This is a genomic window from Allofournierella massiliensis (assembly GCF_004345265.1).
GTDB lineage: Bacteria > Bacillota > Clostridia > Oscillospirales > Ruminococcaceae > Allofournierella > Allofournierella massiliensis.
In genome coordinates this window covers 43,499-56,294 of the sequence record NZ_SLUM01000021.1, presented here as the reverse complement: position 1 = coordinate 56,294, position 12,796 = coordinate 43,499, and the positions used below count along the sequence as shown (strand labels likewise).

12 protein-coding genes are annotated in these 12,796 nt (G+C 63.9%); 10 read left to right on the top strand and 2 right to left on the bottom strand.

Annotated elements, in window-relative coordinates; all coding sequences use genetic code 11:
• Positions 1 to 13 precede the first annotated feature (13 nt).
• The gene (locus EDD77_RS12375) at positions 14 to 361 is read left to right on the top strand and encodes an arsenate reductase family protein (RefSeq protein WP_443983745.1); all 348 of its coding nucleotides are present in this window, start codon (positions 14 to 16) and stop codon (positions 359 to 361) included.
• Between the two features lie 80 nt (positions 362 to 441).
• Here the strand turns inward: EDD77_RS12375 and EDD77_RS12370 are convergent, their stop codons facing one another.
• On the bottom strand, positions 442 to 750 hold the full coding sequence (locus tag EDD77_RS12370; RefSeq protein WP_058962706.1) for an AzlD domain-containing protein: 309 nt from the start codon (positions 748 to 750) through the stop codon (positions 442 to 444).
• Positions 747 to 1,478, bottom strand: a complete 732-nt coding sequence (locus EDD77_RS12365; protein WP_058962705.1) for an AzlC family ABC transporter permease — start codon at positions 1,476 to 1,478, stop codon at positions 747 to 749. The genes EDD77_RS12370 and EDD77_RS12365 overlap by 4 nt, the downstream gene beginning before the upstream one ends.
• 251 nt (positions 1,479 to 1,729) lie before the next feature.
• Between EDD77_RS12365 and EDD77_RS12360 the strand changes: the two genes are divergently transcribed.
• The 9 genes from EDD77_RS12360 to EDD77_RS12320 all read left to right on the top strand — a co-directional run bounded on the left by EDD77_RS12360 (position 1,730) and on the right by EDD77_RS12320 (position 12,765).
• Positions 1,730 to 2,527 carry a Cof-type HAD-IIB family hydrolase gene (locus tag EDD77_RS12360; protein WP_058962704.1) on the top strand — a complete coding sequence of 266 codons (798 nt, stop codon included), beginning with the start codon at positions 1,730 to 1,732 and terminating at the stop codon, positions 2,525 to 2,527.
• 12 nt (positions 2,528 to 2,539) lie between these two features.
• Positions 2,540 to 3,019 (top strand): DNA-deoxyinosine glycosylase, encoded by a 480-nt coding sequence (locus EDD77_RS12355; RefSeq protein WP_058962703.1) that lies wholly within the window; start codon positions 2,540 to 2,542, stop codon positions 3,017 to 3,019.
• Positions 3,020 to 3,332: 313 nt separating this feature from the next.
• Positions 3,333 to 3,962, top strand: a complete 630-nt coding sequence (locus EDD77_RS12350; RefSeq protein ID WP_058962702.1) for a 5-bromo-4-chloroindolyl phosphate hydrolysis family protein — start codon at positions 3,333 to 3,335, stop codon at positions 3,960 to 3,962.
• Positions 3,963 to 4,159: 197 nt separating this feature from the next.
• Positions 4,160 to 5,329 (top strand): toxic anion resistance protein, encoded by a 1,170-nt coding sequence (locus tag EDD77_RS12345; RefSeq protein ID WP_058962701.1) that lies wholly within the window; start codon positions 4,160 to 4,162, stop codon positions 5,327 to 5,329.
• A 3-nt stretch (positions 5,330 to 5,332) separates the two neighbouring features.
• Positions 5,333 to 5,899: a LemA family protein gene (locus EDD77_RS12340; protein WP_058962700.1), complete on the top strand. Its 567-nt coding sequence runs from the start codon at positions 5,333 to 5,335 to the stop codon at positions 5,897 to 5,899.
• The gene (locus EDD77_RS18695; protein WP_132587404.1) at positions 5,896 to 6,780 is read left to right on the top strand and encodes a TPM domain-containing protein; all 885 of its coding nucleotides are present in this window, start codon (positions 5,896 to 5,898) and stop codon (positions 6,778 to 6,780) included. The genes EDD77_RS12340 and EDD77_RS18695 overlap by 4 nt, the downstream gene beginning before the upstream one ends.
• Positions 6,781 to 6,975: 195 nt before the next feature.
• The gene (locus EDD77_RS12330) at positions 6,976 to 7,356 is read left to right on the top strand and encodes a BlaI/MecI/CopY family transcriptional regulator (protein ID WP_058965348.1); all 381 of its coding nucleotides are present in this window, start codon (positions 6,976 to 6,978) and stop codon (positions 7,354 to 7,356) included.
• A 4-nt stretch (positions 7,357 to 7,360) separates the two neighbouring features.
• Positions 7,361 to 9,517 (top strand): M56 family metallopeptidase, encoded by a 2,157-nt coding sequence (locus EDD77_RS12325; RefSeq protein ID WP_132587403.1) that lies wholly within the window; start codon positions 7,361 to 7,363, stop codon positions 9,515 to 9,517.
• 17 nt (positions 9,518 to 9,534) lie between these two features.
• A complete protein-coding gene (locus tag EDD77_RS12320) occupies positions 9,535 to 12,765 on the top strand; it encodes a M56 family metallopeptidase (protein ID WP_058962697.1) in 3,231 nt (1,076 codons plus the stop codon).
• Positions 12,766 to 12,796 lie beyond the last annotated feature (31 nt).

Sequence of the window (12,796 nt, the reverse complement as noted above, 5' to 3'; positions counted from 1 at the left end):
GAGAAAAAACATGATTACCTTTGTATGCTACGACAAATGCACCACCTGCCAGAAGGCGAAAAAGTGGCTGGACGAGCAGGGCGTTTCCTACACCGCCCGCCCCATCAAGGAAGAAAACCCCACCGCCGCCGAGCTGGCCGACTGGCAGGCGAAAAGCGGCCTTGCGGTGAAAAAGTTCGTGAACACCAGCGGCCTTTTATATAAGTCCATGGGCCTGAAGGACAAGCTGCCCGCCATGACCGACGGGGAGGTCTTTGACCTGCTGGCCACCGACGGCATGCTGGTCAAGCGGCCCATTCTCGTCACCGACAAGGGCGTATTCCCCGGCTTCAAGGCCGAGGAGTGGGCAAAGCTGCTGTGATATTTGATAAAGAAACAAAACAAAAACCGTGGAACCCGAAACGCCGGATTCCACGGTTTTTTCTTTTTGTCTGAAAGCATTCACAGCAGCGCCAGCAGACGCTCCACCACAAATACGGTGACGCAGGCGCAGGCCGCCACTGTGACCAGGCCCCGCCCGGCGAAGCCCACCGCCACCGCAACCACCAGCGCGGCGAAGGCGCTGATCGGGCTTTCGGTGGCCGAGAGGATGGCCGGGAAGGTCATGGCGGCCAGGCAGGCGTAAGGCACATAGAACAGAAACGACCGCAGCCGCCGGTTTTGAATCTTCTTCTGCAGCAGCGTCAGCGGCAGCATGCGGATCAGGTAGGTGACCCCCGCCATCACCAAAAGATACCAGAATAAGCTCATGCGGTTTCCTCCTGTTTTTCAGCGGGTTCCTCATCGGCCAGATCCACCGGGAACAGCCATGCCCCCAGCGCGGCCGCCGCCAGCGTGCTCAAGATAATGGCAAAGCCGCTGGAAATGAATTTGAGCAGTGGCACCCATGCGATCACACAGCTCACGATCACCGCCGCCGCCACCACGATGCGCACGCTCTTCAGCTGGCGCATGGGCGGCACCACAATGGCCACAAACATGCTGTACAGCGCCACGCCCAGCGCACTGCGCACCGCCGCGTTGAGTAAGCCGCTGGCCACCGCGCCGCTCAACGTGCCGAACGTCCAGCCCAGAATGGGCAGGGTGGCAAGGCCGTACATGTAGGCCGGGGTCAGCGGCGAGGTGCGCCCCATGGCCACGGCAAAGATCTCGTCGGTGTTGGCAAAGGCGATGGTCATCCGCCGCCGGGTGGTGAACTGTGGCCCCAGCCGCTGGCTGAGCGAAAGGCTCATCAGCGCATAGCGCAGGTTGATCACCAGCTGGGTGAGGGCCAGCTCCACCAGCGAGCCGTGGGCCAGAATCACCGTGAGCCCGGCAAACTGCCCGGCGCTGGTCAGATTGGTCAGGCTGATCAGCCCGGCGGTCAGCGCCGAAAGCCCGCCCTTCACCGCCAGAATGCCGAAGGTAAAGCTCACCGAAAAATACCCGATGCCAATGGCGAGCCCGTCCGCAAGGCCCGCTTTGTATTCCCCTTTCATGGGGCGCTCCCCCTTTGAAAATAAAGTGCTGTATCACATTATACAAATAAAGCGAAGGGAAGTAAAGCGATTTTTCCAACCGGTGCCCCAGCCTTGCCCCCGGCGGGCAAATGCCCTATAATACAATCAGAAAAGACGAACCCGTTCATGGGGGCGATCTCGCATCATTTCAGGGGCAGGCACGCCGCCTGAGGTGTTTGCCGTAAAATGCGCGGTGTTGCCAAAAAGAAAAAAGAGGGGAATTTTGAAGTATGCAGTATAAAGCGATCGTTCTGGATGTGGACGGCACTCTGGTGGCCCACGGCGAGCCCAGCGCCCGGCCCGCGGTGGCGGCGGCGGTGAAGGCGGCCCAGAAAAAGGGCGTGAAGGTGGTCATTGCCAGCGGGCGCACCAGCTTTGCCATCGAGCCGCAGATTCTGGGCGGCATCAGGCCGGACTACATGATCTGCGCCAACGGCGCCCAGATTCTGGACGGGCAGGGAAGGCTTCTGTACAGTCAGGATCTGACCGCCGAGGAGATGTATGCGCTGGTGGACTTCTTCGAGGATTTCGACTATCCGCTGGCCTTCAATTTCGCGGATAACTACTACGTCTATGTGGAATACAAGGCAATGTGGGAGTTTTACAAAAAGGCCACCGGCCACGGCGAGTATGTGCTGGACGGCGAGGATCAGGATCGGCATCTGGAAAGCATGCCCTTCGGTGCCTTCGCCATCCTGCCGCCGGAGCAGGTGGAAAAATTCCAGGAGAAATACGGCTATCTGGGCCTGAAATTCGTGCCCTACCGCCCCGGCTACTACGATGTGATGCAGGCGGATGTGGACAAGGCCCGGGGCATGGAGCGCCTGATGGAGCTCACCGGCTGGACGGCCGAGGAGCTGGTGTTCATGGGCGACAACGAAAACGACATTGCCATGATGCAGCTGGCGGGCTGCTCGTATTGTATGGCGAACGGCTCGGAAAAGGCCAGGGCCGCCGCGAAGCACATCGCCCCCAGCGTGCAGGAAGAGGGCGTGCGGCAGGTGGTGGAGCAGCTGTTTTTGCAGTAAGGGGGAACTTTCATGAGCTTTGAACCGGTGTATGGCCCCGGCAGCCGGGCGCTGATTCTGGGCAGCTGGCCCAGCCCCAAAAGCTGGGAGCAGGGCTTTTACTACGGCCATCCCCGCAACCGGTTCTGGCCGCTGCTGGCAAGGCTGTGCGGCTGCGAAACGCCCGGCACGGTGGAGGAAAAATCCGCGCTGATTTTAACCCACGGCCTCGCCCTCTGGGACGTGCTGGAAAGCTGCACCATCGAGGGCGCGCAGGACGCCACCATCCGGGATCCGGTGCCGGTGGATCTGAAACGGGTACTAAATGCTTCGCCCATCGAGGCGGTGTTCTGCAACGGGGCGGCGGCGTATGAGCTGTACGGCCGGTTTTTGCAGCCGGTGAGCGGCATTGAGGCGGTGAAGCTGCCCAGCACCAGCCCGGCCAACGCGGCTTGGAACCCGGATAAGCTGGCCGAAGCCTGGGGAAAGGCGCTGGGGCCGTTTCTGGGGTGAAGATTCCGGCGAAAAATACTTTCTTTTACTAAAGAGGTTTAACACCCTGTTCATTGATTTTTCAGGGGCCGGTTGGTATGATAAAAGAAATAATGTAAACCGGGTAATTTTATGAAATTTGCCCGGCCCCAGGGAAGTTAGCGGTGTTTGCCGAGGAAACCCCGGTGCGCGGGGGATGCCGATTGGACTGAGCCGACGGTCGAGTCCGCCCAAAAGGCAGCTGGCGGTGTTTGCTGAGGAAAACCCGGTGCGCGGGGGATGCCGATTGGACTGAGCCGACGGCCGAGTCCGCTAAAAGGTGGAGGTAAATAGTATGAGCAAATGGATCGAGGTGCGCCGCAAGTCGGTGCTGCCCTGGTATTTCGCCGGGCTTGTCTGGCTGGTGGGTGCGCTGGCGCTGCCCATCTATCAGCTGTGGGCGCTGGTGGTGGTCGCGGTGCTGTCCGTGGTGGGCTTTGTCGCCGCCCGGCGGGTTTGCCCGGATGTGGTCACCCGCAAGGAGGTTCCCTTCATGACCGGCAAGGAGGACGCCGACCAGATGCTGGCCCTCATTGACCAGAAGCGCCGGGAGCTGCACGAACTGAACGTGCGCATCGAGGATGCGCCCTTGAGCGCCGCCATGGACCGGATGGAAAAAGCCTGCCTCGGCATTCTGAACGAGGTGGAGCAGCACCCGGAAAAGGCCGCGCAGGTGCGGCGCTTTGCCAATTACTATCTGCAGGACGCGGTGAAGATCCTCACCCTTTACGCCGAGCTGGAAGAAAAGGGCGTGCAGGGCGAGAACGCGGCCGGGGTGCGGGCAGAGGTTGCCCAGAACGCCCAGACCATCGCCACCGCCTTTGAAAATCAGCTGGACAGCCTGTTCGCAAGGGATGCGCTGGACATCAGCACCGATCTGGAAGTGCTGAACGGCATGCTGAAGGGCCAGGGCCTTGTGGACTGAACGGCAATTCCACACCATTCACGCCCAGAGGGCTCAGGCGGCGTATCGCCCCAAAATTTTCCGTGGGATTTTCCAAAAATGCTCGTCAAGCCACCAAGGCTTGCTTGCGCTTTTTGGTTCATCCCGCAAAAAATTTTCTGGTGCGCTCCACCACCTGGAATGGTGCGGCATTGCCATAAAAGAAAGGAAGCATAGAGATGGACGACAACAAAATGACCCCCGAACTGAATTTCGACAGCTTCGACGCCACTGCCATGCCCAGCCTCACGCTGGAGGTGGAGCAGCCCAAGGAGGAAGCGAGGCCCGAACCGGCCCCCGCGCCGGATCCGCTGGCCGAGGAAGCTGCAAAGCTCAGCCCCGAGGAGCAGAAGATGGTGGAGGACTTCGCCGCCAGGATCGACGTGACCAACAGCCAGATGGTGCTGCAGTACGGCGCGGCCACCCAGAAAAAGGTGGGCGATTTCAGCGAAGCCGCGCTGGATAAGGTGCGCACCAAGGATCTGGGCGAGGTGGGCGAAGCCCTGGCCAGCCTTGTGGGTGAGCTGAAAAACTTCGACGCCGAGGAAGAGGAGTCCAAGGGCATCTTCGGTTTCTTCAAGAAGGCGGGCAACAACATCGACCAGATGAAAACCAGGTACGCCAGGGCCGAAACCAACGTGGAGCGCATCGAAGCCATGCTGGAGGCCCATCAGGTGCAGCTGCTCAAGGACATCGCCCTGATGGACAAGATGTACCAGATGAACATGCTCTATTTCAAGGAGCTGACCATGTACATTCTGGCCGGCAAGAAAAAGCTGGCCCAGGTGCGCGAGACCGACCTGAAACAGGCCATGGACAAGGCAAAGGCCAGCGGCCTGCCCGAGGACGCACAGGCCGCCCGGGATCTGGCCGACATGTGCGACCGGTTCGAAAAAAAGCTGTATGACCTGCAGCTCACCCGCACCATCTCCATCCAGATGGGCCCCCAGATCCGTCTGCTCCAGAACAACGACACCATGATGGCGGAGAAGATCCAGACCAGCATCGTGAACACCATCCCCCTGTGGAAGAGCCAGATGGTGCTGGCGCTGGGCCTTGCCCATTCCCGGCAGGCCATCGACGCCCAGCGCGCCGTGAGCGACATGACCAACGAGCTGCTGAAAAAGAACGCCGCCGCCCTGAAGCAGGGCACCATCGACACGGCCAAGGAGTCCGAGCGGGGCATTGTGGACATCGAGACCCTGCAGCAGACCAACAAGAGCCTGATCGAAACGCTGGACGAGCTGGCCAAGATCCAGACCGAAGGCAAACAGAAGCGCGCCGCCGCCGAGCAGGAGCTGGGCCGCATTGAGGGCGAGCTGAAACAAAAGCTGATGGAGTTGCATTAACCGATGAAACAATTGGCAAAGCTGGAACAAAAGCTGCCCGCCGCCCTGAAAAAGGCCGGCGTGCCGCAGATCGCCGCGCTGGTGCTGCTGGCGGTGAGCGTGTTTGGCATCGGCGGGGCGAAGCTGGCCGGGTACTATTCGAGCACCATGGCGGGCTTTAACAGCGGCAAATACAGCATCACCGCCGATCTGGATCAGCGGGTGAGCGCCGCCGCCAACGTGGTGACGGTGGCGAAGAAGATCGCCGGGGTGGACCAGGCCCTGCTCACCGCCGCCGAGGATGCGGTGAACGCGCTGGGCGAGCCCCTTGGCCCGGCGGATACCTGCGCGGCCAACGAAACGCTGGACGCGGCGGTGGAGGCGCTGTACGACGCGGCCCTGCCGCTGGCGGACGACACCCAGAAGGATCTGCTCAGCGAGCAGCATTCCGAGTTCATGAGCCGGGGCACCATTCTTCGCAACAGCTCTTATAACGAGCAGGCCGAGCAGTTCAACAAAGATCGAAACGCATTCCCCGCCAGCCTGATCGGCGCGCTGTGGGGGGTAGACGAAGCGGAGTATTTTGCATGAAACAGGCAATCAAACGGCGGCTGACCGGCCTTGTGCTGTCGGCCATTGTGCTGGCTGCGCTGGCCCTTCCGGCCTTCGCAGCCGACATTCCCGCCGCACCCAGCGGCCACGCGGTGCTGGATCAGGCGGGGGTGCTCAGCGAGGAGACCATCAACACGGTGGACGGCTACAACAACGCCCTTTCCTCCACCGGAGCCCAGATCGGCGTGCTCACGGTGGATTTCACCGGAAATTTGAGCATCGACGATTACGCCCTGCAGGTGTTCAACGAATGGGGCATCGGCGATAAAAAAAAGGAAAACGGCGTGCTGTTTCTGCTGGTGACCGGCGATCAGAACTATTACTGCACGCTGGGCACCGGTCTTGAAGGCGAGATCACCTACAGCCGGCTGAAAAGCCTTTTGAACGACTACGCCGAGCCCGCCTTTGCAAAGGGCGATTACGACGCCTGCGTGACCGAGTTCACCGGCGCTGTTTACAGCGAGCTGTGCAGCCTGTACGGCATCACCCCGGGCGAGGGCCAGCCCCAGCCAAGGCCGGTGGAGCAGAGCAGCAGCTCGGATGGAACGCTGCTGATCCTGCTGGCGGCGGCGGTGCTGATCATTGTGGTGATCAGCATGGGCAGCCGCGGCGGCGGTGGAGGCCCGGGCGGCGGTGGAGGCCGCGGCCGTGACGTGGTGTTCTGGCCCCTGTTTTTGGGCGGCTGGGGCAGGCCACGGCATTATCACCGGCCCCCGCCGGGCGGCTTTGGGCCCGGTGGGTTCGGCCCCGGCGGGTTTGGCGGAGGTTTTGGCGGCGGTGGTTTCGGCGGCTTCGGTGGCGGCGGCTTTGGCGGCTTCGATGGCGGCGGCTCCCGCGGCGGCGGCGCGGGCCGCGGCTGATGGCCGGAGCCATTCCCTAAAACAAATCAACAGAAAAAACGCTCGTGCTTTGGCGAAAACGCCGGGGCACGGGCGCTTTTTTTGCGCCCGGCGGGCAGGGGAAAGGGAAGTTTTGGATTTCTGGTTGACAGCTGTCTACCTGTCTGCTATGCTAAAGGTAGACAAGAGACTACCTTTTTGAGGGGAGGAAGAAACATGAACGTGGAACTGTCTGCCGGGGAGTGGAAGCTGATGAATCAGCTGTGGCAAAACGCCCCCCGCACCATCACCCGGCTGGTGGCCGATCTGGCCGACGAGACCGGCTGGTCCAAGCACACCGTGATCACCATGCTCAACCGGCTGGAGGCCAAGGGCGCGGTACGCCACGAGGAGGGCGGCCGGGCCAAGGAGTACTATCCGGCGGTGGAAAAGGCCGGGGTTGCCCTGCGGGAGACCGAGAGCCTGCTGGATCGCATCTACGGCGGCAGCCTGGGCCTGCTGGTCAACGCCTTTGTGGAGCAGAAGGGCATCAGCGAAACCGAGCGCGCCCAGCTGCTGAAGATTCTGGAAAAGGCCCCCGGCGAAAAAGGAGAGTGATCGCATGATCGAACTGCTCATCACATCCAGTCTGCTGATTCTGGCGGTGCTGGCGGCGCGGGCGCTGCTGGCGGGGCGGATCAGCCGCCGGATGCAGTACGCCCTGTGGGGCCTTGTGCTGCTGCGGCTGCTGCTGCCGGTCAGCCTGCCCCAGAGCCGGGCCAGCGTGATGAACGCCCTGCCGGACACGGCGCAGGTCAGCCTTGCCCGCCCGGGAGAATTTTCCGGCGAAACCCTGCCCGCCCCGGCGGATACCGAAGTTCAAACCGGCACCGCCCCGGAAACCGACCTTGCCCAGACCGCAACCGGCGGGATGCAGGCGGGAATTTCCGGCGGCGTTGCAGATATTTCCGGCAGCGAACCGCACCCGGAATGGTCTTTGAATCCGGCGGCGCTGCTGCCGCTCGTCTGGGCGGCGGGCGCTGTGCTCACCGGCGGGGCGCTGCTGTGGGCGAATCTTCGCTTTTCGCTGCGGCTGCGGCGGGAGAGATGCCAGCTGGATCTGGAACCCGAAATCACCGGCGGTCTGCCGGTGTACCTCTGCCACGAGCTGGCCAGCCCCTGCCTGCACGGGCTGCTTCATCCCGCCATCTATCTGAACCCGGCGGCGCTGGAAAGCCCCGAGCGGCTGGAGTTCGTGCTGGCCCACGAGAAAACCCATTACCGCCACAGGGACCACATCTGGGGCGCTTTGCGCTGCGTGCTGCTGGCGGTGTACTGGTTCGACCCGCTGGTCTGGTGGGCGGCGGCAGCCTCCAGGCGGGACTGCGAGCTTGCCTGTGACGAGGCGGTCACCGCCGCCATGGAAGAAGCCCGGGGGCGGGATTACGGCCGCTGCCTTGTGGAGCTGATCCCGAACCGGGCGCGGGGTACGGCCCTGCTTGCCGCCACCTCCATGAGCGGCAGCGCCGGGGCCATGCAGCGGCGGTTAAAGGCCATTGTCACCGCCAAAAAGCCCCGCCGGGCCGCCATCGCCCTCACGCTGGCGGGGGCGGTGCTGCTCACCGCCTGCACCTTCACCGGAGCGAAGGGCATTACCAGCGCCCGGGACTATCTGGCCGAGGGCGAAACCGAGTGGAAGCTCTGCGCCCTGGGCGACGAGAGCCGGATGCAGGAGCTTCTGGTGGCGCGGGCCCCCGCCCCGGAGGGCGAACCCCTTGCCGAGGGCGAGGAGTATGTGAAGGTTTATTACTGGGACAGCGCCGCCGAACCCGAAGCGGATGCCCTGCGATTTGCCGGTAAGGTGCAAAACGGCTCGCTGGAGGTGAAGTGGTCGGCGGAGGAGCCCGGTTCGGACGATGTTGTGCCGCTGGAGGAGTACCGGGGCAACGAGGATCCGGCCCAGGTGCAGGAGCTCATTGTTACGCTGCTGCAGCCGGATGGCACCCAGCTGGAGTTCACTCTGTTTCAGCAGTGGGCGATGCTTCAGATGGATTATCCGCCCCTGTCCGAGTGGCCGGAACTGGTGTGGGAGCTGATGGACCTGAACACCGAGCTGGCGAACAGCATCCATCCGGAGGGCGACGCCATCCGCTTTACGATTCCGGCAGGGCTGAAGGATCGGCCGGAGCACTGGCGGCTGGCTCTGGTCTGGACGCCCACCGGCGAAATCGAAAGAACCGAGATCACCGAGGGCGTACCGGAACCGTTTGCCAGCGGCGAATGGGAGCCGGGGCAGGAATACGCCATCCCGCTGGACGCCCTGCCCACCGGCAACGAGGGAACCGCCATGCTGCAGCTGCTGATCGAGGAGAAGGATGTGGCGCCGCTGCCAATCATCCTCCTGAACGATTACCAGCGCCTGACCGCGCCGCTTTTCTCCGCCCAGAGTGAGGAGGAAAACCCCACCGGCGACGCGCTGGTGGAGTATCAGGCGGCGATGACCGCCTTTTCCGAGACCGTTCAGTGGAACCCGGATACCCGGGACTTCACCTTCACCATACCCGAAACCGCCGCCCCCGGCGAATGGAAGCTGGAGCTGAGCCAGCGGAATCCGGAGCGGGGCAGCTGGGTCACCTGTTCCGCCCTGCTGCCGGACGCTGAACCCCAGCCGGGCGAGACGGTCACCCTGAAGGGCGAGAACCTGCCGGAGGGCGGTCACTACCGGCTGAACGCAACCAATACCCTGTGGAACACCACCCTGTCGGTGGAATTTGAGTAAAGAAAGAGGGGAACAGGATGGAACTTCTCATCACCTCCAGTCTGCTGATTCTGGCCGTGCTGGCGGCGCGGGCGCTGCTGGCCGGGCGGATCAGCCGCCGGATGCAGTACGCCCTGTGGGGCCTTGTGCTGCTGCGGCTGCTGCTGCCGGTCAGCCTGCCCCAGAGCCGGGCCAGCGTGCTGAACGCCCTGCCGGACACCGTGCAGGTCAGCCTTGCCCGACCGGAAGAATTTTCCGGCGAAACGCTGCCCGTCCCGGTGGATACCGAGGCTCAAACGGGCACCGCCCCGGAAACCGACCTTGCCCAGACCGCCACCGGCGGCACGCAGGCGGGGCTTTCCGGCGGCATTGCAGATACTTCCGGCAGTGAACCGCACCCGGAATGGTCTTTGAACCCGGCGGCGCTGCTGCCCGTAATCTGGGCGGCGGGCGCTGTGCTCACCGGCGGGGCCCTGCTGTGGGCAAATCTCCGCTTTTCGCTGCGGCTGCGGAAATCTCGATCCCGGTGCCAGCTGGATCTTGCCCCGGAACAAACCGGCGGTCTGCCGGTGTACCTCTGCCACGAGCTGGCCAGCCCCTGCCTGCACGGGCTGATTCATCCCGCCATCTATCTGAACCCGGCGGCGCTGGAAAACCGTGAGCGGCTGGACTTTGTGCTGGCCCACGAGAAAACCCATTACCGCCACAGGGACCACATCTGGGGCGCATTGCGCTGCGTGCTTCTGGCGGTGTACTGGTTCGACCCACTGGTCTGGTGGGCGGCGGCAGCCTCCAGGCGGGACTGCGAGCTTGCCTGCGACGAAGCGGTCACCGCCGCCATGGAAGAAGCCCGGCGGCGGGATTATGGCCGCTGCCTTGTGGAGCTGATTCCCCGGCGGGTGCCGGGTACGGCTCTGCTTGCCGCCACCTCCATGAGCGGCAGCGCCGGGGCCATGCAGCGGCGGTTAAAGGCCATCGTCACCGCCAAAAAGCCCCGCCGGGCCGCCATCGCCCTCACACTGGCGGGTGCGGTGCTGCTCACCGCCTGCACCTTCACCGGGGCCATGGGAAAAACCATCGCCAGCGCGGATGATCTGATCGGCGAGGGCGAAACCGTGCGCCAGCGCCTGATCTGGCAGACCGGGGACGCGAATCGGGAACTGATTCTCGCCCAGGCGGACAGCGCCCCCGACGGTCAGGTTCTGACCGAAACGGAGGGCTGGTTCCGGCTCTATTACTGGGACAGCACCCGGGACAACACCGCCGAGAGCACCCTGTATTACGAGGGGCGGCTGCTGCGGCGGGATCCGCTGAGCGCCACGGCCGTGACCGAAACCGGCAGCAGCCGGTATGAAAACGGCGTGCTGGACGAGGCCACCAGACAGGTGGAGCTGAACCTGCTGTTCCCGGACGGCCGGATGCAGCGGTATACCTGGACCGAATCCGGGCTGGAAGCGGGCGAGCTGGTGGATCTGTATGCGGACACCGCCCAGACCGGGGAATACGATGTTCAGCGGCAGGCCGTGGAGCAGCTGGTGTACAACATGTGGCTGGATGAAAACGGCCTGACCTTCCTTGTGCCCCCGGCAGAGGGGCTTTCCGGCGCGGACTGGCGCATCTATCTGTGGGAAAACGGCGGCGACGCCCCGGTGGAAACGGGCCTGCCCGAGGTGTTCACCACCCAGAGCTGGCAGGCGGGGGAAAGCTATACCATCCCGCTGGAGCTGCTCACCGGCGCGCCCATGGATCTGGAGGTGCAGCTGGCCGCCACCGCCGGGGCCGACCCGGCGCAGGGCGTTACCTACCGGGTGCAGGATCTGTTTGCGCTGTACACCGGCCTGTACGAAAGCGGCGGCATCGGCTTTTCGCTGGGCGGCAGGGTGGGCACACAGGAGGCAACGCGCACCGAAACCGAACGCTGGCAGCAGCTGGAGCAGCTGTGGCGCAGCGGCCGCTGGCAGCAGGAGGGCTTTGCCTTCACCATTCCCGAGGGCCTGACCAGCGAACAGGTGGAGCTGCACGTCTACGGCCAGAAGCAGACAGGCGCGACAGCGGCCATATCCACCGTGACCGACCCCACCGGAACCTGGGCGCGGGTGTATCTGCTGGATGGCAGCGGAACCACCATCACAGGGGAGGGCGTGTCCGACGCGCTGGTGAACCAGAGCTGGCAGCCCGGCGACACCCTGACCCTGAGCGCCAACGCCACGGCATCCTACACCCGGCTGGTGCTGCATGTGCGGGAAAAGGCCACCGGGCAGGAAAGCTATCTTCGCCTGCCGGACCCGCCCGCCGACCGGCAGCCCGCCAAAACCGATGGCGAACCGGTCGATTCCCGAAAATACAGCTATGAAGAGATGGTGGTGGAGCCGCAGGCGTCTGTGGAGTTCACCAAGCGGCTGGACGAGCTGGCCGATGGCATTCAGTACGAGGGCGGCGACGCGCCCCTCACCGTGACCATCCCCGAAACCGCCGAACCCGGCGAGTGGGAGCTGCGCCTTGTGCGCTACAACGAGAGCCGGGGCAGCTGGAGCAGCCTTTCCGCCGGTTTGCCGGACGCCTTTGTGAGTCAGGGCTGGCAGCCCGGCCAGCAGGAGACGGTGGACCGCACCGTGATGAGCCAGCAGGGCAGCTACCGGCTGGAGGTGCGCAACACCCTGCTGAACGCCTCGGCCCAGATTCTGCTGCCGCCCGCCTCAGCCTCCGCCACCGACGCAGAGGCCGACCAGCAGGCGCTGGTGGCCGCGACGGAAAAACTGGTCGAAAGCCTGCTGGCAAGCGAGACCCGGCTGGAACAGGAGATTCAGACCGGCATCAGCCAGGTGGAACAGGCCGCAACCGAGCAGGAGCGGCAGGCCCGGGAACAGGCGCTGGAGCAGCTGCGCCAGCAGCTGAGCAGCATACAGCAGGAGCGGCAGAACCGGGAACAGGTGCTGGAGCAGCTGCGCCAGCAGCTGAGCGACATGCAGCAAAACGGCAGCACCGGTCAGCCCGCCCCCACCACCACCCCGATGCCCGCACAGGCCGATGCGGCGGATGCGGCCGAACGCCAGTATGAGGACTGGGTGGCCAGTCAGTCAACGTACCGCCCCACGCCCACCCCCATGCCGATCGACTCTCTGGGCGGCGAGGGTTACCCGGAGGGCCGGGTGCGCTCCCGGGGCACGCTGGAGCTGGACGGCCGCACCCAGGAGCTGGTGGCGTTGCAGATTCAGCCCCCCGAGGGCGTGACCCTGGCCGAGGACGAAGCGGGCATCACCGTCAGCTGAGGGGAAATCCACCGGCCTTGAGCGAAACAAA

Excerpts from the sequence above, each read along its gene's own strand:
- EDD77_RS12370 (WP_058962706.1), bottom strand. The coding sequence starts at position 750 with ATGAGCTTATTCTGGTATCTTTTGGTGATGGCGGGGGTCACCTACCTG.
- EDD77_RS12365 (WP_058962705.1), bottom strand. The coding sequence starts at position 1,478 with ATGAAAGGGGAATACAAAGCGGGCCTTGCGGACGGGCTCGCCATTGGC.
- EDD77_RS12360 (WP_058962704.1), top strand. The coding sequence starts at position 1,730 with ATGCAGTATAAAGCGATCGTTCTGGATGTGGACGGCACTCTGGTGGCC.
- EDD77_RS12355 (WP_058962703.1), top strand. The coding sequence starts at position 2,540 with ATGAGCTTTGAACCGGTGTATGGCCCCGGCAGCCGGGCGCTGATTCTG.
- EDD77_RS12350 (WP_058962702.1), top strand. The coding sequence starts at position 3,333 with ATGAGCAAATGGATCGAGGTGCGCCGCAAGTCGGTGCTGCCCTGGTAT.
- EDD77_RS12345 (WP_058962701.1), top strand. The coding sequence starts at position 4,160 with ATGGACGACAACAAAATGACCCCCGAACTGAATTTCGACAGCTTCGAC.
- EDD77_RS12340 (WP_058962700.1), top strand. The coding sequence starts at position 5,333 with ATGAAACAATTGGCAAAGCTGGAACAAAAGCTGCCCGCCGCCCTGAAA.
- EDD77_RS18695 (WP_132587404.1), top strand. The coding sequence starts at position 5,896 with ATGAAACAGGCAATCAAACGGCGGCTGACCGGCCTTGTGCTGTCGGCC.
- EDD77_RS12330 (WP_058965348.1), top strand. The coding sequence starts at position 6,976 with ATGAACGTGGAACTGTCTGCCGGGGAGTGGAAGCTGATGAATCAGCTG.
- EDD77_RS12325 (WP_132587403.1), top strand. The coding sequence starts at position 7,361 with ATGATCGAACTGCTCATCACATCCAGTCTGCTGATTCTGGCGGTGCTG.
- EDD77_RS12320 (WP_058962697.1), top strand. The coding sequence starts at position 9,535 with ATGGAACTTCTCATCACCTCCAGTCTGCTGATTCTGGCCGTGCTGGCG.